At 35.8% G+C, this 20,316-nt stretch carries 17 protein-coding genes; 4 read left to right on the top strand and 13 right to left on the bottom strand.

Annotation, left to right across the window (positions count from 1 at the left end; all coding sequences use genetic code 11):
- Positions 1-198: 198 nt before the first annotated feature.
- The 3 genes from accC to WCP76_RS05550 form a co-directional block, all read right to left on the bottom strand.
- Entirely contained in the window at positions 199-1,557 is a 1,359-nt protein-coding gene (gene accC / locus WCP76_RS05560; RefSeq protein ID WP_336294695.1) for an acetyl-CoA carboxylase biotin carboxylase subunit, read from the bottom strand.
- 14 nt (positions 1,558-1,571) lie between these two features.
- Positions 1,572-2,060 (bottom strand): acetyl-CoA carboxylase biotin carboxyl carrier protein, encoded by a 489-nt coding sequence (gene accB / locus WCP76_RS05555; protein WP_336294694.1) that lies wholly within the window; start codon positions 2,058-2,060, stop codon positions 1,572-1,574.
- Between the two features lie 252 nt (positions 2,061-2,312).
- Positions 2,313-3,185: a DsbA family protein gene (locus tag WCP76_RS05550; protein WP_336294693.1), complete on the bottom strand. Its 873-nt coding sequence runs from the start codon at positions 3,183-3,185 to the stop codon at positions 2,313-2,315.
- 334 nt (positions 3,186-3,519) lie between these two features.
- Between WCP76_RS05550 and glpD the strand changes: the two genes are divergently transcribed.
- From glpD to cobT, 3 genes are all read left to right on the top strand, one after another.
- Positions 3,520-5,058: a glycerol-3-phosphate dehydrogenase gene (gene glpD, locus WCP76_RS05545; protein WP_336294692.1), complete on the top strand. Its 1,539-nt coding sequence runs from the start codon at positions 3,520-3,522 to the stop codon at positions 5,056-5,058.
- A 440-nt stretch (positions 5,059-5,498) separates the two neighbouring features.
- The gene (gene dusA, locus WCP76_RS05540) at positions 5,499-6,479 is read left to right on the top strand and encodes a tRNA dihydrouridine(20/20a) synthase DusA (RefSeq protein ID WP_336294691.1); all 981 of its coding nucleotides are present in this window, start codon (positions 5,499-5,501) and stop codon (positions 6,477-6,479) included.
- 373 nt (positions 6,480-6,852) lie between these two features.
- Entirely contained in the window at positions 6,853-7,839 is a 987-nt protein-coding gene (gene cobT, locus WCP76_RS05535) for a nicotinate-nucleotide--dimethylbenzimidazole phosphoribosyltransferase (RefSeq protein WP_336294690.1), read from the top strand.
- 69 nt (positions 7,840-7,908) lie between these two features.
- Here cobT and WCP76_RS05530 read toward each other — a convergent pair whose 3' ends face one another.
- From WCP76_RS05530 to topA, 6 genes are all read right to left on the bottom strand, one after another.
- Entirely contained in the window at positions 7,909-8,388 is a 480-nt protein-coding gene (locus WCP76_RS05530) for an Lrp/AsnC family transcriptional regulator (RefSeq protein ID WP_336294689.1), read from the bottom strand.
- Between the two features lie 20 nt (positions 8,389-8,408).
- A complete protein-coding gene (locus WCP76_RS05525; protein ID WP_336294688.1) occupies positions 8,409-9,044 on the bottom strand; it encodes a uracil-DNA glycosylase family protein in 636 nt (211 codons plus the stop codon).
- A 45-nt stretch (positions 9,045-9,089) separates the two neighbouring features.
- Positions 9,090-9,653, bottom strand: a complete 564-nt coding sequence (locus WCP76_RS05520; protein WP_336294687.1) for a thermonuclease family protein — start codon at positions 9,651-9,653, stop codon at positions 9,090-9,092.
- Positions 9,654-9,983: 330 nt separating this feature from the next.
- A complete protein-coding gene (gene rpmG / locus WCP76_RS05515; protein WP_336294686.1) occupies positions 9,984-10,151 on the bottom strand; it encodes a 50S ribosomal protein L33 in 168 nt (55 codons plus the stop codon).
- A 761-nt stretch (positions 10,152-10,912) separates the two neighbouring features.
- Positions 10,913-13,189, bottom strand: a complete 2,277-nt coding sequence (rnr, locus tag WCP76_RS05510; protein WP_336294685.1) for a ribonuclease R — start codon at positions 13,187-13,189, stop codon at positions 10,913-10,915.
- A gap of 2 nt (positions 13,190-13,191) precedes the next feature.
- Complete coding sequence (topA, locus tag WCP76_RS05505) at positions 13,192-15,753, bottom strand: type I DNA topoisomerase (protein ID WP_336294684.1); 2,562 nt, start codon at positions 15,751-15,753, stop codon at positions 13,192-13,194.
- A gap of 245 nt (positions 15,754-15,998) precedes the next feature.
- On the opposite strand from topA, the gene WCP76_RS05500 reads away from it, so the two are divergent.
- Complete coding sequence (locus WCP76_RS05500) at positions 15,999-16,205, top strand: hypothetical protein (RefSeq protein ID WP_269031120.1); 207 nt, start codon at positions 15,999-16,001, stop codon at positions 16,203-16,205.
- On the opposite strand, the gene dprA is transcribed toward WCP76_RS05500, so the two are convergent.
- Genes dprA through WCP76_RS05480 form a run of 4 tightly spaced genes read right to left on the bottom strand, consistent with a single transcriptional unit; the run spans position 16,135 to position 20,230 of the window.
- Complete coding sequence (gene dprA, locus WCP76_RS05495; protein WP_336294683.1) at positions 16,135-17,334, bottom strand: DNA-processing protein DprA; 1,200 nt, start codon at positions 17,332-17,334, stop codon at positions 16,135-16,137. The two genes, WCP76_RS05500 and dprA, sit on opposite strands and share 71 nt — an antisense overlap.
- On the bottom strand, positions 17,321-17,956 hold the full coding sequence (plsY, locus tag WCP76_RS05490) for a glycerol-3-phosphate 1-O-acyltransferase PlsY (protein WP_336294682.1): 636 nt from the start codon (positions 17,954-17,956) through the stop codon (positions 17,321-17,323). The genes dprA and plsY overlap by 14 nt, the downstream gene beginning before the upstream one ends.
- A gap of 16 nt (positions 17,957-17,972) precedes the next feature.
- Entirely contained in the window at positions 17,973-19,268 is a 1,296-nt protein-coding gene (locus WCP76_RS05485; RefSeq protein ID WP_336294681.1) for a dihydroorotase, read from the bottom strand.
- Complete coding sequence (locus tag WCP76_RS05480; protein WP_336294680.1) at positions 19,265-20,230, bottom strand: aspartate carbamoyltransferase catalytic subunit; 966 nt, start codon at positions 20,228-20,230, stop codon at positions 19,265-19,267. Before WCP76_RS05480 ends, WCP76_RS05485 begins: the two co-directional genes overlap by 4 nt.
- Positions 20,231-20,316 lie beyond the last annotated feature (86 nt).

Genomic DNA, 20,316 nt, shown 5'->3' with positions numbered 1-20,316 from the left:
ATTTGATTGGTAGCACAAACTCACAAAAAGAAAAATAGAAAATTATCAATTTTTACGCATATTTTAAAAATTATATTATAAATTATAAAATAATCAGCTTCTTTAGTTTTTTATTATAATTTACAGCAATGTTGGATATTATTCTCACGTTAATAATTAATAGAAACGTTAGTGAAAATTTCCCATTTGGTTATCATACTATGAATCTGTAGAAGCTGATTGATTAGAAAGGTATTTTTCTAGCCAATGAATATTGTAATTACCTTCTGCTATATCTTGATTATTAATGAGATCGCGAAAGAGAGGCAATGTGGTTTTTATTCCATCAACTACAAATTCATCTAAAGCACGTCGTAAACGCATCATGCATTCTAAGCGAGTACGTCCATGAACAATCAACTTTCCAATCATACTGTCATAATAAGGAGGAATACGGTAACCCGAATAAGCCCCTGAATCAACGCGAATGCCTAATCCGCCAGGTGTATGAAAATGTGTAATAGTTCCTGGTGATGGCGTAAAATTAATAGGATCTTCCGCATTAATACGGCATTCAATAGCATGGCCAGAAAAGCAGATATCGTTTTGTCTAACTGAAAGGCTACAACCTGAAGCAATATGAATTTGCTCATGCACTAAATCTATACCTGTAATGGCTTCAGTTACAGGATGCTCGACTTGTAAGCGCGTATTCATCTCAATAAAGTAAAACTCGCCGTTTTCATAAAGAAACTCAATGGTACCCGCTCCACGATATTTAAGTTTTGCACAGGCATTAGCGACAATATCACCAATTTTTTTGCGTTTCACTTCATTAAGTGCAGGTGACGTGGCTTCTTCCCATATTTTTTGATGACGCCGTTGAAGTGAACAATCGCGTTCTCCTAAATGAACAGCATTTCCCGCTCCATCACCTATTACTTGAATTTCAATGTGGCGAGGTTTTTCTAGGTATTTTTCGATATATACTGCGTCATCACCAAAAGCCGCTCTGGCTTCTGAACGGGTTGTTTTGAGAGCTATAGAAAACTCCTTTTCAGAATGGACGACTTTCATACCACGTCCACCACCACCTGCAGAAGCTTTAATAATAACTGGATAACCAATCTCATGAGCGACGCGTAAAGCATCTGCTTCTTCAGTGATTGCGCCTTCTGAACCAGGAACTACAGGAATTCCAAGTTTTCTGGCGGTTTTTTTTGCTTCAATTTTATCACCCATGATTCGAATATGTGCAGCTGTTGGCCCAATGAACGTGATATTATGTGCTTCTAAAACATCTGCAAATTTTGCATTCTCAGACAGAAAACCATACCCCGGATGAACAGCATCAGCTCCTGTAATTTCGCACGCAGCAATAATTTGCTGAACACTCAAATAAGAATCGCACACTGGAGGAGGACCAATACAGACACTCTCATCAGCAAGACGAACATGCATTGCATCAGCGTCAGCAGTAGAGTGAACGGCTACGGTTTTTATTCCAAGTTCTTTGCAAGCCCGTAGAACTCGAAGAGCAATTTCTCCCCGATTAGCAATGAGGATTTTTCGAATCATAGCTACCCCTCGCTTTATTCAACAACTACAAGTGGTTCACCAAACTCAACGGGCTGGCCATCTTTAACAAAGACAGCGGTCACTGTGCCTGAGCGTGGTGATGCAATTTGATTCATTGTTTTCATCGCTTCAATGATAAGTAACGTTTGTCCTTCAGAAACATTTTGCCCTACCTCTACAAAAGATTGTGCACCTGGTGAAGGTGCAAGATACGCTGTACCAACCATTGGAGATGTTACTGCATTCTTTGATTTATCTTCTTGTGTAGGAGTTTCAGTTGTTGGTGCTGAAGGAGCTACGGATATAGTAGGTGTAGAAATGGGAGCATAGATCGTTTGCTCGGGAGTGATAGAGGCATTCTGACGTGATACACAAATACGAAGTCCACCTTGTTCAAGTTCAATATTGGTTAAATTTGTATCATTCAAAATTTCTGCAAGGTCACGGATAATTTTTGTATTAATTGCAGTATGTTTTGCCACGTCCGTTTTTTTTGTTGCCATTTTATTCCTAACTCCTGGATCAATAAAGATCGTCATTTTTTGATTTTCATGACTGAATATCTCTAGATTGCGGATGTCCTTTTTGAAGATTCTATTAAAACTTATTTACTTTTCTAAAATTATACTTTGCAATTCAAAACCAGTGTCTATTACATAAGCTTGCACTTATAAGCCTGTTATTAAAAAAGAGGAAGCATAAAATCACCTAATTGACCCTATTCTTAATAAATATGATGATATTAAAAAGAATGTTTATTGCAAATTTTCTACGGCTTCTTTTAAAATATCTTTTGTTGCGACTCCGATGAATACTTTATTACCAATGATATAAGATGGTGTACCTGTAATATTGATTGCGGAAGCAATCTGCATATTTTCTTTAAATAAATTTTGGGGACTAAGATCTTTTATTGCATTGCGAAGTTTTTCTTCATTAGCTCCTAATGAAATTGCTATTTTTATAGCGTTAGATTCAGTCGCGCGGCTTTTATTATTTAGAAGTGTTTTATGAAACTGAGGATATTTTTCTGGCAACTGTTGTCGAAAAGCATAGGCAACAGTGTGCGCTGCTATAGAATCAGGGCCCAAAATTGGTAAATCTTTGATAATAATCCGCAAATCCGGATATTTTTTTATTAAGTCTTCTATGTAAGAATAAGATATTTTGCAATATTTGCAGTTGTAATCAAAAAAATCAACAAGCACTCTTTTGCCATTTGGATTTCCCAAAACGGCATCATAAGGGGACTTGAAAATTTCATTTTTTAACAAATTAATTATTAATGCTTGTTCTTTGGCGTCTTGCTCTCTTTGTTTTTCCAGCTTTTCTTGAAGAATAAATTGCATTTTAATCATAATTTCTGGATTAGCGAGCAAATAATCTCTTACAATTTTTTGGATATCATGATCATCGATGTGTGGTGTAATCTTTTCTTTAAGTTTAGATAAAAAAGTAGAATCTTCCAGAAGTTGTGTCTTAAAGTTTTCTGCGTTCAAATAATTTTCTTTTTTTTCGCTTGATGTTGTATTTGATAAAGAGGATGAGCAGAGTAAAATACTTAATACAACTGTTGCTGAAAATTGTGTAAGACGCATTATTTTTGAGTGTTGAGACTTATAGGTCATTTATATTGCTTTATATTTTTATTATAATATTGAGTAAATTACATGAAAACTAATTGTATATATGCAGTAAAACATTTAACTAAATGCTGCAAATCTAGTATGTTTAAGAAAAAAGATCAATTTTTTTCTAAGAAAATTTAATATAGTGCGTATTTTATGATAATTATGTTCCTTAACAGCTGAATTTTCCTCTTTTTTCAAATATTGCTTTCTTTGATGATGGTATCAAAGGGCTTATTATATATATTTATTGTGGAAAAAAGCACATTGATAATTCAATTAAAAGTATTTCTATTGACTTTTTATCATTTCTTTATTGAGCACAATGAAACAAATGAAATCTAATACGAAAAGAAAAATTATGGAAACCACAACGCATTACGATCTGTTTATCATTGGTGGAGGAATAAATGGATCTGGATTGGCGAGAGATGCAGCTGGACGTGGTTTTAAAGTGGGATTGGCGGAGATGAATGATCTCGCATCAGGAACATCGAGCGCATCGACGAAGCTTATTCATGGTGGTCTTCGTTATCTTGAACACTACGAATTCAGATTAGTTCGTGAAGCATTAAAAGAACGAGAAATTATTTGGCGTATGGCCCCACATATTGTGCGTCCTTTACGTTTTCTTCTTCCTTATCATAAAGAGTTGCGTTCTTTTTGGATGCTACGTTTAGGGCTTTTCATTTATGATTATCTAGGTAACTGCAATCAAAAACTGTGGCGCACTAAAACAGTTAATTTTTCAAAAAAATTTTGCTCTATACTTAAGAAGGAGTATCAGAAAGGTTTTGAATATTCTGATGCAAGAGTAGATGATGCGCGTTTGGTAATTGCCAATGCTCGTGATGCAGAAATGCAAGGTGCTGATATAATAGTACGGACAGAGGTTCTTTCTTTGAAGAGAGAAGAAAACAAATGGCTTGTAACTCTTCAAAATAAATTAAATAGCAAGAAATATTGCATTACAGCTTCTTATATAGCGAATATGACAGGCCCATGGATTAATCATACTCTGGAAAATGTATTAGACTGTAAAGAGCAGCCACCCGTACGACTTATCCGAGGTTCTCATATTCTTGTCCCCAAACTTTATGTTCATGACCGTGCTTATATTTTTCAAAACGATGATGGTCGTATTATATTCTCTATTCCATATCAAGAAAAGTTTACATTGCTTGGAACAACAGATTGTGACTATCAGGGTAATCCTTCTGATGTCCATATTACGGACACAGAGATTGATTATATTTGTGCAGCAGCGAGTGAATATTTCATACAACCCATATTGCGTGAACATGTTGTCTGGACTTACTCTGGTGTTCGCCCACTCTACGATAACGGAGCTTCAAAAGCACAAGAAATCACACGTGATTACGTTTTGAAAGAAATGGGAAAAGAGAATGAACCACGGATTCTTAATCTTTATGGTGGTAAAATTACAACTTATCGCAAGTTAGCTGAAGAGGCGATGAAATTTGTGGAAAAAGCACTTGGGACAAAGGGAGCTCCATGGACAAAAAATTCAATACTTCCTGGGGGAGATTTTCCATGCAATAAGCTAGATACAATTGAAAATAAGATCGCTCTTTTGATTTCGGATTTAGATGATTTTACGTATCGCAGACTTGCACGCTCTTATGGTTCTGAGGCTCTTGTGATATTTGCAAATGCTAAGGCAGATAAAGGAAAAGATTTTGGACATGGACTTTATGAATTAGAAGTAAAGTGGTTAATGGAAAAAGAATGGGCTATAACATGTGAAGATATATTATGGCGTCGTTCAAAACTTGGACTTTTATTTAATAAGAAAGAGGCTAATGCTCTTTCTACTTATATGCAAAGTCAAAAAGAGACAAATTCACAGTAGCACCTTATTGTAATATTTATCCACGCAATAAATTAAAGGAAAATACGCAATAACTATGAGATTCATATAATGCTATTCGTTCCTTCTTATTAGATCGAGAATATCTTTAGATACTATTTAGGATAATGTAGCTATAATCGTTAAAGGATAGTATAGGTGGTAAGAAAAACCATTCAAACAAAATTTTCATATTACCATTTCGCATCTTATAAACTAACTACATGACTATGTATTCAGGAGTTATCCTGTTAGGAATTTGTATTGTATTTTAGGGTTTTTACAAAATTTTAGATCAATTGTGAAAGGTAATTAAATGAATAAAAGGCTTTATATCTTTAAGGGCTACTAAAGGGAACTAAGACTTTCTTTGAAAGAGAAAAAATAGACAGCTGTCTGTGTGAATAGAAAGCAATTAGTGGAAACAGGAAAGTAATATTCTTATGATAGTTTATAATCCTCCATCATCAGTAAAATTTGCGGTAGCGCCTATGTTGGGATGGACAGATAGACATTGCAGATTTTTTTATCGACTTTTAACGAAAAAGGCGCTCCTTTATACTGAAATGATTGTAGCCGATGCTGTAATTCACGGTGTTCGCGAAACGCTATTGGCTTTTAATTATAAGGAACATCCAATTGCGTTGCAATTAGGGGGAGCAGATCCGAAAAAGTTGGCGGAGGCTGCACGAATTATTGTAGATTTTGGTTATGATGAAATAAATCTCAATGTTGGTTGCCCATCAAATCGTGTTCAAGCGGGTATATTTGGTGCTTGCTTAATGTTGCAACCAGAAGTTGTGGCAAAAGCTGTGGAAGCAATGAAACAAGCGGTTACTATACCTATAACTGTTAAATGTCGTGTTGGTGTAGACGAGCAGGATGAAGAATTAGCTTTAGATCTTTTAGCTGATCGAGTTTGGAATGCTGGCTGTGATGGACTTTGGGTACATGCACGCAAAGCATGGTTACAAGGATTAAGCCCGAAAGAAAATCGAAATATTCCTCCGATTAATTATAAAAGAGTTTATAACTTGAAACGTAAATATCCTCATAAATTCATTGGAGTAAATGGAGAAATTAAATCTATTTATGAAATAAAAGAACATTTGACTTTGTGTGATGCTACAATGGTTGGTCGACAAGTCTATCATGATCCAACTTTATTAAAGTATATTGATTTTGAAATATATGGTGAAGCGCAAAATAACCTTAATGATGATGATCTTATTGAAGCTATGTGTGATTATATTGCCCAACATATCGCGTTAGGAGGGCGGCTTTCTCATGTAACACGTCATATGATTGGTTTATTTCATGGTCGGGATGGTGCCCGTCGATGGCGACAAATATTATCAAATGATGCAACAAAAACAGATGCAGGTGTGCATGTTTTGAAAGAGGCTTTTTCTGCTCTCAATTAATGCTAATTTACAGATTAACGTATGTTAATGCCCAAGTTTTCTAAAGTTTTACTTTTTAGCGAAGATTTTTAAAAAAACAAATGCATGAGTTTCAGAAAGCTGTTTTATTATGGAAGCATATCACTCCTCCATGTTAAGCAGTGTGTTGATCAATGCTATTCAATATAGAAATAGGTTAAAATAATAAGATAAAATATAGGATGAGAGGTTTATAATATTTCAAACTTATAAATTAATAAAAATTCATTTTTTCTGAAATATATAAAAATAAATTTTATAATCAATATTTAATGTTTTTAAAACGCTATTAAAAAAACAATAAATTATTCATATCGATTCTAATTAAACATTGTAGTTTTAAGAAGGTATTTTTATGACCGTTAGTCCATTTGATGATTTTCGTACTTTACTCAAAAATTTACCTAATGCTGATGAATTTTCTATAACTTTGGCAAAAAAACGGCAGATAAAATTAATGAAAGCTCAGGGAGCTTTAGGAAAATTAGGAGATATTGCAGTTTGGTATGCAGGGTGGAGGGGTACAGAAAAGCCTGTTATAAAGCAACCCTTGGTTGCTATTTTTGCTGGAAGTCATGGCGTTACAGAAGAAAATGTTACACCATTTCCACAATCTATGACTCAAAAGATGGTACAAAATTTTGCAACTGGTGGTGCCGCTATTAATCAAATTTGCGTAGCTTATGATCTTGGATTGAAGATATTTGATTTAGCACTGGAATATCCAACAATGAATATTACCAAAGATGCAGCAATGGATGAGCGTAGTGCAGCTGCTACAATGGCATTTGGAATGGAATCTATTGCTGGTGGAACAGATCTCTTATGTATAGGCGAAATGGGCATTGGAAACACAACAGTAGCTTCAGCTTTATGTTTAGCCTTGTTCGGTGGAGAGGTTGAAGAATGGACAGGAAAAGGTATGGCCTCTGAAGGAGAGTTTTATAAACGTAAAATGGCAGCGGTCAAAGTAGCAGTTTCTTTACATAAAAATCATTTTAAGGATCCTTTTGAAATAATGCGTCGCTTAGGAGGACGCGAAATTGCCGCTATGGTTGGCGCCATTTTAGCGGCAAGAATGGAAAAAGTACCGGTTATTTTAGATGGTTTTGTAGCAACAGCTGCCGCCGCCGTACTTTATAAAATGCATCCAAGAGCTCTTGATCATACTCTTGTTGGACATGTTTCTTCTGAACCAGTACATCGTAAGCTTTTAAAGAAAATTGGCAAGGAACCACTTTTAGATCTTGAAATGCGACTTGGTGAAGGGACAGGAGCAGCCATGGCGGCCGGTATTGTCAAGGCTGCTGTATTAACGCATACACAGATGGCGGTTTTTTAATAAAAAACTTTGATTACATAGGTTATGACAACGTGTTTAAAGCCTAAAAGAAGTTTTTAAAAGTTTTCTTCACTCACTTTTTTTGCGCAATTTTATATAATTTAGTGGAAGTTTGGTTGTGTATTTAATTTGTTCCATTGCGAAAGAGGATGAAACATCACTAACATCAATTTTAGCAATCAATTTCTTGTAAAAAAGATCATAAGCTTCAATATTGGGAACAACAACACGCAATAAATAATCTATATCTCCACTCATTCTGTAAAATTCAATCACTTCACAAAATTCCTGCGCAATTTTAGAAAGGTGCTTAAACCATTCATGGTTGTGTATTTTTGTGCGAATAAAAACAAAAACAGTAACGTTTGCATTTACTTTTTCTGGAGAAAGAACGGCAACACGCCGTTGAATGATACCATCTTCTTCAAGTTTTTGAATTCTGCGCCAGCAAGGAGTGGTTGAAAGTCCAACTTTTTTAGCAATATCAGCTACAGAAAGCGTCGCATTTTCTTGCAAAAGATATAAAATTTTTTGATCCAGACGATCCATGTTTTTTCTCAATATTTAGTTTATAAAAATTTACGTATTAACTTACGAAGACACACAATAAGCTCATCCTTAAACCATGGTCTTTTTTGTAACCAAGAAGTGTTTCGCCATGATGGGTGAGGTAAAGGCATGACATTGTAACCCCGAGGTTGGCGTATAGAAAGAATATTTTTCCAATCACTGACAGTTTCTGAAACGGTTTTATATTTTAACTCTGCAATGTGCCACTTTTGTGCGTAACTTCCAATAGCAAGAACGAGTTTTATCTGTGGCATAGATTGAAATACTTTTTCATGCCATATTTCACAACATTCACGTCTTGGTGGTAAATCGGATTTATTTTGATTATAGCCTGGAAAACAAAATCCCATAGGAACAATAGCAAACAAAGATCTGTTATAAAATTCCTCCTTTGTGACGTTAAGCCAATTACGCAATCTTTGCCCAGAATCATCATTAAAAGGAATAGAACTTTCATGCACACGCATCCCTGGTGCTTGCCCTGCGATTGCGATCAAAGCTGTATCGGATAAATAAACTACAGGTTTTGGCTCATGAGGAAGCGGAGGAAAATAACGTGGTTGTTGAATACAAACACGACAGGAATAAATTTTCTTTTCGAGTCTGATAATTTGGTTAGAGGATGACTTTTGCATTGGAAAATTTGAGATTAAATAATGTATTTCAGAAAAAATATTTTTCTATCCTGCTTGAGAATGTGCTCTTCTCCATTCTCTTGGTCGTTGGAAATTTGATTGCCATATTCCTTTTTTTTTCTTTCTGGCTTCTTGCTCTTCTTTAGGGTAATCATAGTAACTTATAGCCCAACCATTACGTACCAGTGTTGCGTTGATGTTACTGATTCGCTTTGTTTTACATGTTGCAAGGATGCGTTGATATTTGTCTTTTTTATACCAATGACATGTAACAGGATCACTTGCTATCAGTTGTCTTAAGTATTTTTTTGCTTCAAGTCCGCATGGATAACGTGTTCGCTTTTTACCACAAAATTGCTGAAGCTCAGGAGCATCAATCCCTAAAAGCCGAATTCTGGTAGAAGAAATTGAGATTGAATCACCATCAATAACCAATGCATTCCCTTTGATAACTGTTTTAGAAACAAAGGTTGTTTTTCGGGGAGGTATCTGAGCCTTTTTAAAACAAACTGCTATAGTGATAAGAACGATAGCTGCAACAGAAGTTCTAAAAAAGATAATACTTAAGTTTAAGCGACCTAATATAGAACGAGAAAAATTTTTTTTCATAAAATAAAAAATTTCTACTGTAGCATGCTTTAATTATTGAATATCGCTTACAATTTTTCAAAGTACTTTTATTTTTAAAAAATGTATTCTCATTCTAAGAAGAAACTTATTACACTTAATGCACTTTTGTTACGTCTCAAATTAAACAAAACACACTATTAACACAGAGAGGTAAAAATATTCCCATCACATTCATAGAAAGCAGAATAAACTACAACAAACAAATCCCTTCCTTCAATTAACTCCCATTAGAGAAGAATTCTAAAAAGCAATAAAACCACATCTACTTTTAGTTGTATAATTTATTTATCACTTAAATGATATAATATCTTATTTAATTTTTGTTTCTTTAAATTCAACATGCTTTTTTATAATTGGATCATATTTACGTTTGCTCATTTTTTCTGTCATCGTACGATTGTTTTTCTTTGTTACGTAGAAAAAACCAGTATCTGCAGTTGACAAAAGCTTGATCTTAACGGTTGCTGCCTTAGCCATAATTAGGAATCCTATTTATACTGAAAATGATATCACCTTGCTACAAAAATCTATTCTTTATGTAATCAGATTTTGTAGCAACACTACGGATGTTCCCCAAAAAGTCAAGTACTGATTAATTTTCTTATGAGTTCTACAAACACTAAAATAGAGTATATAAGCTCAAAAACAAATCATTGCTGTTGAAAAATGAAATGGTCTAAAGGTATTCACAACCTTTTCGATAACAGTTACCCCAATGAGTATAGCATTTCCATAAATTTTTCTATGATAGCTGATGATACTATTTGAAATATTTTTCTCAGTGTAAAGGCCTGAAACAGGTTGTCTACTCATTTTCAAATATTATTTTAACGGTGCTAATAGTTGCAATCATTGCATGCAAATAATGAGCTAACTATTCAAAAATTTCTTATTATGGGGATGACTTACACATATTATTGTTTATTCAACTAATGAAAAGTTTATTTGTAATAAAAAAGATGCCACCCATCCTTTGCAGAGCTTCTAATTCATTAAATATAAAAAAATCTTCCAGATTTTATATAGTTTTTATTGATCATAAGTAGCTCATAAGCTTTTATGTTCTAAGGAATGATAACCATATATAAACCAGACAATTGCATTTCATTATAAAGAAGCTCTTAATTAAAATTATAGCTGCTTTTGATTCTATTATTAATTTTAATTAAACAGAGAGAAAGGACAGCATAATTTTCTCTCATAAAAAATAATAAAAATTGTAATAGTGGTTTTAAATTTTAGTTTATACTTTTTCTTCTATAAAAAGCATAATTTCGTTTTTTTGTTATAAATTTTCTTTTGTGGTAGGATATAGACGAAAAAGATATTGGACGAGGTTTTGTTAATAACTCGAAGCGTAAAGTTCCAGAAAAAGGCTGTACTGTTATAAGCTTTACCTCTGCTATATCACTCAGTTGATATCCTTTATTACTGCGCTTTCCTACAAGACTATGTTGTCCTTCATCAAAATAATAATAATCATTTTTAAGTGTAGAAATATGCACAAAACCATCTGTATTGAATTTATCAAGTGAGATAAAAAGACCCGTTTTTGTAACTCCGGAGACACGACCGGTAAAAATGTGGCCAATTTTGTTAGCTAAATAGTGCGCGACAAGCCGATCAATTGTTTCTCTTTCAGCCATCATTGCACGACGTTCATATAAAGAAATTTGTGTGGCTATTTCTGCAAGATTTTTTTCTTGTGTATCTGTTAATTTATCATTTCCTAGCTTTAGTGCTTTAATAAGTGCTCGATGAATAACAAGATCAGCATAACGGCGGATCGGAGATGTAAAATGTGTATAGTTCTGTAAGTTCAAACCAAAATGGCCGATATTTTTAGGGTTGTATTCTGCTTGAGATTGTGCGCGCAAAATGACTTGATTGACCAATTCTTGTTGTTCGCTATTCATGACTTTCTCTAAAATATTATTAAGGCGTTCCGATGTAAGTTCTGCACCTCGAGAAAGTGATATCCCTAAACTTTTAAGAAAATTTCTCAGTACTTCTTGTTTTGCAAGAGAGGGTTTATCGTGGATACGATAGATAAGAGGCTGATTATATTCTTTTAATGTTTCAGAAGCTGCAATATTAGCTTGAATCATGAATTCTTCAATTAAACGATGCGCTTCTAGATGTGGTTCTATCAAAACATTTTTAATGCATCCGTTTTTATCAAGAATAACCTTTTTTTCTGCTATTTCTAATTTTAGTGGTTGTCGACGATTCCGCGCAGCTTTAAGGCACTCATAAGCTTCCCATAATGGTTGCAAAACACTCTCGAAAAAAGGAGCTATTTTTTTATTTATATTTCCTTCAATTGCTAATTGTATTTCTTGGTAAGAAAGCTTAGCTGCTATACGAACCATAGTACGATGAAAACTATGTTTGCGTTTGTTACCATTTGCGTCAAAAATCATACGGACTGCTAAAGCTGGTCTTTCTTTTCCTTCACGTAGAGAACATAAGTTATTAGAAATATGTTCCGGAAGCATTGGCACAACATGATCGGGAAAATAAACAGAATTTCCCCGTTTTAATGCTTCTTTGTCTAAAGCGCTTCCCGTTTTGATATAGTAAGAAACATCTGCAATCGCAACGACAACGATCCAACCTCCACTATTTGTAGGATCTGTATCTTTTATTGCATAAACAGCGTCATCATGATCTTTTGCATCTGGTGGATCAATTGTAACAAGCGGTAATTGTCGCCAATCTTCACGATTATCGATGCTAGCAGGTTTTATATTCTTTACCTGCTTAAGAACATCTTCAGGAAAAGTATAAGGAATTCCCTTTGAAAGAAGAGCAATCATTGAGAGTGTTTTTTCACTATCAATGCATCCTAAAACATTTTTTACTTGTGCACTTTTTAATCCATAATCAGTATTTTTTTGGATTTCTACTTCAACAAGATCTCCAGATTTTATCTTCATTTCTGAGGATATATCAATAATCAATTCATTAGCTTTTCGTTCTATAGGATCGAGTCGCCATTGACCATTTTCTAATTTTCGCACAATACCAAATGTATTCTTCTGGGGCTCATCAATTTTACGAATAATTCGTCCTGTATAAGAGTAAGAGGCGCTTTTATTTCTACAAATTTTTACAAGAACATGATCTCCAACACCAATAGTTACTCCTTTTATGCGATGAAAAGGGAGTATTTCAATATTTGGTTTGGAAGAATTTTTCCACTCAATAGGTTGTGCGATAAGCCCTCCATCTTCATCACGCCCACTAATTTTTACTGCAGAAATCGGTGGCAACTTTCCTTTGTTTATTGCTTTCTTGCGTTGTTTTAATATTAAGTTTTTATCCTTCAACTCACGCAATACATCTCTTAACCAGATATGAGAATCATCCTTTAAGTTAAAAGCTTTCGCGATTTCGCGTTTACTTGATAGGTTAGGATTCTCATTAATGAAGGAAAGAATTTCTGCTTTTTTGGGCAGCTGTTCTATATTGAATGATTGAAAATATTTTATTTTTTTTTCGCCTTTAGCCAAAATTATGTCTCTTTTTTGGAAGAAGAAGTTCTTTTCGAAGTTGTCTTTTTGCTAGATGCTTTAGCCAATATAAGTTCTAACGCTTCAGCAAATGTTATACTAGTCGGATCTTTGTCTTTTGGCAATGTTGCATTAATTTTACCCCAATTAACGTATGGCCCATAACGTCCATTGCGTACAGTGATAGAACCTCCATCTGGGTGTTCCCCTAATGTTACGAGTGTTGCAGGTGTTGCTCTGACTCGCTTTGTCTTATTTTCTTGTTTTTCCGAAAGCAGTATAACAGCACGATTGATGCCAATCTCAAAAACTTCATCGGAATGGGGGAGGGGAGCAGATTTGCCATCATGCATAAGGTAGGGACCATATCGCCCAATCGTGGCTGTGATTATTTTTCCTGTTTCAGGATGTATGCCAATTTCACGAGGTAATGATAGTAAGGCCAAAGCTTTATCAAGGGACACATTGTCTGCTTGCCATTCTCGTGGCAGTCCTGCACGCTTAACTTCTTTATTATCACCAAGTTGAATATAGGGGCCAAAACGCCCGTTGCGAAGAGAGATCTCTTTTCCTGTTGTTGGATCGACACCAAGCATAATAGGTTCATCATTGCGTATAACTTTATTTTCTTCTTCTGCTTCTGTTCCAAGTTGGCGTGTGTATTTGCATTCGGGATAATTGGAGCAACCAACAAATGCACCATAACGACCTAATTTTAACGATAACTCACCATTTTTACAAAGAGGACAAGAACGAACATCACTTTCATCCTCACGTATAGGAAAGATGAGAGGTGCTAATGTTACATTTAAAACGTCAAGCACATTTGTTATGCGCAGCTCTTGGATATTAGTAATAGACGCATAAAATTCATCCCAAAAATCACGCAATACATTTTTCCAAGAAAGTTTTCCGTCCGATATCAGGTCTAGTTTTTCCTCAAGATCTGCTGTAAAACCATATTCTACATAGCGATTAAAAAAATTTTCAAGAAAAGCTGTAACGATACGTCCTTTAACATCAGGAATCAGTTTTCGTTTATCAATTATAATGTATCCACGATCACACAATGTCGCTAATGTAGATGCGTAGGTTGAGGGCCGACCAATTCCTAATGCTTCAAGCTTATTAATTAAGGAAGCTTCAGAATAACGGGAAGGCGGTTCTGTAGTATGTTGCACAGATTCAACTTTTTCTTTTGTAAGCGCTTCATTAGCGTTAATTTGTGGCAAACATGTCGTTTCATTTTCTTCACTGTTGCCTTCCTCTCGTTGATCAGTGTAGACAGAAATAAAACCATCAAAACGAATAACAGAGCCTGTTGCACGTAAATTTGCACGGTTTGTTCCTTGCTGCGCTTCAACTTCAACAGTTGTACGTTCAATTTCAGCAGAACGTATTTGGCTGGCAATGGCGCGTTTCCATATTAGTTCATAAAGCTTTGCCTGATCGCTGTCGAGAAAATTAAATACTTGATTAGGGAGGCGTTGAAAATCTGTTGGGCGAATAGCCTCATGCGCTTCTTGTGCATTTTTTGCTTTTGTTGAATAAAAACGAGGCTTTTCAGGAAGATAATCACTTCCAAATGATTTATGAATTACTTTTCGTGCTGAATCAATGGCTTCTGGTGCCATTTGTACACCATCAGTACGCATATAGGTAATAAGCCCTGCTATTTCACCATTAATCTCAACACCTTCATAAAGTTTTTGAGCAATTTGCATAGTGCGAGAGGCGGAAAAGCCTAGTTTTGAAGAAGCCGCTTGTTGTAAAGTGGAGGTTGTAAACGGAGGAGAAGGATTTCTCTTCGTTGGTTTTGCTTCAACGCTTAGTGTACGATATTTTGCTTCCTGTAACATAAGGCAAATTTGATCTGCCTGCTCTTGTGATTGAATGTCAAGTTTTCCGATCTTTTTTTGATTAAACATCGTTAGTTTTGCTCGGAAATTATCATTTCTGATGGTTTTTAAATCTGTTGTGATGGTCCAATAATCTTCTTTTATAAAACGTTCTATTTCTGATTCACGATCACAAATAATACGCAAAGCAACGGATTGAACGCGGCCTGCTGAACGTGCACCGGGAAGTTTACGCCATAAAATAGGTGAGAGTGTAAAACCGACAAGATAATCAAGAGCGCGACGTGCAAGGTAGGCATCTACAAGTGATATATCAATATCACGTGGATTGTTCATGGCATCAAGAACAGATTTTTTGGTAATAGCATTGAACACAACCCGTTTAACAGGTTTATCCTTTAAAACTTTTTTCTGACGAAGAACATCCAGAATATGCCACGAGATAGCTTCTCCTTCACGATCAGGGTCTGTTGCTAATATGAGGCTATCGGCTTCTTTGACGGCCTTTGCTATTTCATTCAAACGCTTAGCAGAAGTAGAATCTATATCCCATTTCATAGAAAAATCTTGATCTGGTAGAACCGAACCATCTTTTGCAGACAAATCACGAACATGTCCAAATGACGCCACTACTTTGTATTGAGATCCAAGATATTTGTTAATTGTTTTTGCTTTTGCCGGAGATTCAACGATAACGATATCCATAATTTTACCCGAATGTTGAAATAAAAAACTTTTTTATAAACTCCTTTCACAGGAATAGCTAATGGCAATTGGTCAAAGAATATAAAAAACATTAATATTATACAACTTATGATTGTTATTATTAAAATACACCCTATATAGAATTACACGATTTATTTTCCACTGTTAATACAAAAACATACGGCGAAATACTAAGACAACGTCTATTGAGAAGTAGGAAGGGAAATGCTCAAGGATAGAGGATTATGTTCATAAATCATTTAAAAGTTATCCAATATATTACAGATATGTCAAAACAGATGAATCAAATGGCACGTCAAGCGCATAGCCCACTTTTAGCATTGCTTTTGGACATGGTTGCAAAAGAAGGGCAAAGCATTATTAATAGTGCTGAGGCTCTTGGGGAAGATCCAAACTCGACAATGACACATAACCACCAGAGTGTCGAATAAGCTTTCCAGCAAGTTCGAGTTCCACCAACAAGAGGTAGAGGTTTGGTAGTGGGACTCCTGAGGAGGCTCTAAGTGTGTCTAAATCGATTGGAGTTGTTGAAAGAGCGGAGAGGACAGCTACACATTCTGCATCGTCTCTAATAGGATGGGGGGGAACATTTTTTTCGTAAGAATTAAAAGTGTCTTTTTCAAGCGGGAGAGAGATCGGTTCCTCAAAGAGGTTGAGCTGTGAATTGGTAGGTGTTTGAGTTAGCGGTGTCAGCGTTTCTATAATGTCTGAAGGGTGCGTAGTTAGTGAGGCTCCATCCTTGATTAGGTTATTTGTGCCAATGGATCTTGGATCAAGTGGGGAGCCAGGAATAGCAAAAACCAATCGCCCCATTTCAGTAGCTTGACGTGCAGTAATTAAGGACCCTGATCGTAGAGCAGCTTCTACAACTAAGAGGGCAAGTGATAAGCCTGCAATGATACGATTTCTTCTCGGGAAATCAATAGCGCGTGGCCTCCAAGAAATAGGCATTTCACTGATAATTGCTCCATCGTTGGCGATAATTTCCTCGTACAATTTCTTATTTTCAGGAGGATAGATATAATTAATTCCACCGGCCATAACTGCGACTGTACCTGTTTGCAAACTCGCTTGGTGAGCAACGCTATCAATTCCACGTGCTAATCCGGAAATAATTGTAAAACCAGCATCTCCAAGAGAATGAGCAAATTGAGCAGTTAATTTTTTGCCTGCTGCTGAAGCATTTCGAGAACCCACAATTCCAATAGAAGGTTTTTGAAAAACAGAGCATTTTCCTTTTATAGCAATAAGCGGTGGTGATGCTTCTGTGACCTTAAGAAAAGCAGGATAATCTGGTTCTCCCATACCGACAAACCGAATGCCTAATTTTTCAGCTTCTTGTATTTCTTTTTCAGCATCTTCTAATGTTGTTATCCGGATAGATGTAGAAAGACCGCCCTTTCTGTTAAGATCGGAAAGCGCATCCAGAGCATTTTCTGCCGTTTTATAATGATCAATTAAATTGCGAAAACTAACTGCCCCAATATTTTCACTGCGCATCAATCGTAACCAACTTATACGTTGACTATCAGTGAGCAAAATTCCTTTATTCATTTCCATTTTGAATGCCAACTTTTTTTTCTTTCCCAATCAATAATCTACCTATATTTGAATAATGTTTTATAATCACAAAAATGCTCATCGTAAGCAGAATATAATAAGCATAAAGGTAAGGGTAAAAAAAATAAATGAACATTGGAGTCGAAATAACAGCAACAAGTGCAGATAATGAAGAGTAGCGTGTGATTAAAAAAAACGCTACCCATACGACTATGAAAAAAATTGCGACTGGCCAGCAATATCCTAAGCACACACCAAGATAAGTAGCAACGCCCTTGCCACCTTTAAATTTAAGCCATATTGGAAAAAGATGTCCTAAAAAAGCAAAAAAACCAGCTAAAATAATAATGATATTATTTTCTACAGAATAACTTAAATTTTTTACAATAAGAACTGTAACGGTTCCTTTCAACACATCACACAGAAGAGTAAGGGCAGCCAATTTTTTACTGCCTGTTCGTAAAACGTTTGTAGCGCCAATATTTCCAGAACCAATTTTCCTTACATCACCAAGTTTTCCCAATCGTGTAAAAACAAGCCCAAATGGAATAGATCCCATGAGATATGATATCAGGAAGATAAGGCATGTATAGAACTGGAAAAGTGTTTTTAATTCATTCATTAAAGCCTCATTGCGTTTATTGATCAAATTTAAAAATTGATTGTCCTTTAACAAAGGTTTGAAGAACACGCCCTTGAAAGAGTGTATTCTGAAAAGGTGTGTTTTTTGAACGTGAATACAGTTTCTCTGCAGAGACTACCCATGATTCATCAAGATCAACCAAAATAAAGTCTGCATCAGCACCTTGTTTGAGGGTTCCCGCATCGATTCCAAAGAGTTTTGCAGGTGTCGTTGACAAAACTTCAGCTAACCTTAGCAGTGGTAAATTTTCATTATGATAAAGACGTAAAGCAGCAGCCAACAAAGTTTCTACACCAATAGCACCTGAAGTTGCGTCACTAAATGGTAAACATTTTGTATCAATATTTTGGGGATCATGGGAAGAAACAATAATATCTATTGTTCCATCTTTTATTGCTTCAATCATTGCTATACGATCTTCCTCTGCACGTAGGGGAGGAATCAAACGGAAAAAGGCATGATATTCACCAATATCATTTTGATTAAGAGACAAATGATTAATAGATACACCAGCTGAAATTTTCGCATTACGTTGCTTACCTAAACGAATAGCATCAGCAGACATGCTTGTCGATATTTGTGCAGCATGATAGCGCGTTTGCGTTAATGCCGCTAAGCGCAAATCCCTTTCGAGAGCTATGATTTCTGCTTCACTGGGGATTCCGGAAAGACCAAGCCAACTTGCTAGCAATCCTTCATTCATAACGCCTTGTTTTGTTAAATCATTGTCCTGTGTTTCATGCATCAATGTAACATCAAAATCGCGTGCATAAGTCATTGCACGTCGCATAACAGATGAGCTTTGAAGTGTTTTTCTCCCCTCACTGAATGCAACTGCTCCAGCATCCTTTAACAAACCAAATTCAGCTATTTTTTGTCCGTGAAAACCTTGAGTGATCGCAGCAACAGGATAAATATTTACCAATGATGCTTCTTGTGCTGCGCAGATAATAAATCTAACAAGCGCTACGTTATCTATGACTGGATTCATATCTGGCATCATAAGGAGAGAAGTAATACCACCAGCAGCAGCAGATTTACTGATTGAAGCGATTGTTTTATGATATTCGCCTCCTAGCTCTCCAATAAAGACGCGAGCGTCAACAAGCCCAGGAAGAATTGCTTTATTTTCTGCATTAATAATCTCTGCTTCTTCAGGAGTCCCCTGATTGAGTGCCTCTTTCCCAGCAGCCTTAATCAGCCCATTTTCGATAACAACCGTGCCAATTTCATCAATTGCACGCGAAGGATCAACAATACGAGCGTTTTGAAAAAACATTGGCTTTGTCATTTTTTTTCTCCACAGGACTTAAGGCGTGAATCCAATAACGCCTCTATGACAGCCATACGCATAGCGATTCCCAGCTCTACTTGCGTATGAATCATGCTTTGAGGTCCATCTGCGATATCAGATGCAATTTCCACACCACGGTTTATTGGGCCAGGATGCAGAATAATGCAATCGCTTTTTGCGTAAGCTAAAGTTTCTTTATGTAAACCGAAATAACGAAAATATTCACGAACAGAGGGAATAAAGGAACCCGTCATACGTTCATGTTGTAAACGCAGCATCATGATGACATCAACACCTTTAAGACCTTCTTTCATCGCATTGAAAACCTCAACACCCATATCTGAGATTCCTGCGGGTAAAAGGGTTGAGGGAGCAACCACCCGGACACGCGCTCCAAAAGCATTTAAACTAAGGATATTGGAACGAGCGACGCGTGAATGCAAGATATCTCCGCAAATTGCAACAGTTAATCCTTCAATGCGACCCTTGGTTCTTTTAATGGTTAAAGCGTCTAATAAAGCCTGTGTTGGATGTTCGTGGGCACCATCACCTGCATTGATGACACAACAATCTACTTTTTGCGCTAACAAAGAAACTGCTCCAGCACTACTATGGCGAACAACAAGTATATCTGGTTTCATTGCATTGAGGGTTGTAGCCGTATCAATTAAGGTTTCCCCTTTTTTTACCGATGAATTGTCAATAGCTACACTCATCACATCTGCTCCTAAACGTTTTCCGGCTAATTCAAAAGAAGATTGTGTTCGTGTGGAAGCTTCAAAGAAGAGATTAATTTGGGTGCATCCACGCAATGGATATTTTTTTATATCAGTTTCTTTAGAGAAGATAATATTCGCATCTGCTCGGTCAAGCAACGTGATAAGGTCTTGCCTACTCAGACCTTTAATACCTAAAAGATGTTTGTGGGGAAAAAAAGGGGGAAAAGTGTTTTGAGTCATAGCATTCTTTTTTATCTCTCTTTAACAAGTGAAACATACATTTATTCGAATATAATAAATGTTTTGTAACCTCAAAAAGACAAATA

This window comes from Bartonella vaga, from assembly GCF_037070895.1.
GTDB lineage: Bacteria > Pseudomonadota > Alphaproteobacteria > Rhizobiales > Rhizobiaceae > Bartonella.
This window is presented reverse-complemented; position numbering and strand designations above follow the sequence as displayed.

What these genes read in the sequence shown, in the direction of transcription:
- WCP76_RS05530 (WP_336294689.1), bottom strand. Translation starts at nt 8,388, where the DNA reads ATGGATCGTCTGGATCAAAAAATTTTATATCTTTTGCAAGAAAATGCG.
- accC (WP_336294695.1), bottom strand. Translation starts at nt 1,557, where the DNA reads ATGATTCGAAAAATCCTCATTGCTAATCGGGGAGAAATTGCTCTTCGA.
- WCP76_RS05480 (WP_336294680.1), bottom strand. Translation starts at nt 20,230, where the DNA reads ATGACTCAAAACACTTTTCCCCCTTTTTTTCCCCACAAACATCTTTTA.
- plsY (WP_336294682.1), bottom strand. Translation starts at nt 17,956, where the DNA reads ATGAATGAATTAAAAACACTTTTCCAGTTCTATACATGCCTTATCTTC.
- WCP76_RS05525 (WP_336294688.1), bottom strand. Translation starts at nt 9,044, where the DNA reads ATGCAAAAGTCATCCTCTAACCAAATTATCAGACTCGAAAAGAAAATT.
- WCP76_RS05520 (WP_336294687.1), bottom strand. Translation starts at nt 9,653, where the DNA reads ATGAAAAAAAATTTTTCTCGTTCTATATTAGGTCGCTTAAACTTAAGT.
- WCP76_RS05485 (WP_336294681.1), bottom strand. Translation starts at nt 19,268, where the DNA reads ATGACAAAGCCAATGTTTTTTCAAAACGCTCGTATTGTTGATCCTTCG.
- topA (WP_336294684.1), bottom strand. Translation starts at nt 15,753, where the DNA reads ATGGATATCGTTATCGTTGAATCTCCGGCAAAAGCAAAAACAATTAAC.
- rpmG (WP_336294686.1), bottom strand. Translation starts at nt 10,151, where the DNA reads ATGGCTAAGGCAGCAACCGTTAAGATCAAGCTTTTGTCAACTGCAGAT.
- glpD (WP_336294692.1), top strand. Translation starts at nt 3,520, where the DNA reads ATGAAATCTAATACGAAAAGAAAAATTATGGAAACCACAACGCATTAC.
- cobT (WP_336294690.1), top strand. Translation starts at nt 6,853, where the DNA reads ATGACCGTTAGTCCATTTGATGATTTTCGTACTTTACTCAAAAATTTA.
- WCP76_RS05500 (WP_269031120.1), top strand. Translation starts at nt 15,999, where the DNA reads ATGTTCATAAATCATTTAAAAGTTATCCAATATATTACAGATATGTCA.
- accB (WP_336294694.1), bottom strand. Translation starts at nt 2,060, where the DNA reads ATGGCAACAAAAAAAACGGACGTGGCAAAACATACTGCAATTAATACA.
- WCP76_RS05550 (WP_336294693.1), bottom strand. Translation starts at nt 3,185, where the DNA reads ATGACCTATAAGTCTCAACACTCAAAAATAATGCGTCTTACACAATTT.
- dprA (WP_336294683.1), bottom strand. Translation starts at nt 17,334, where the DNA reads ATGGAAATGAATAAAGGAATTTTGCTCACTGATAGTCAACGTATAAGT.
- dusA (WP_336294691.1), top strand. Translation starts at nt 5,499, where the DNA reads ATGATAGTTTATAATCCTCCATCATCAGTAAAATTTGCGGTAGCGCCT.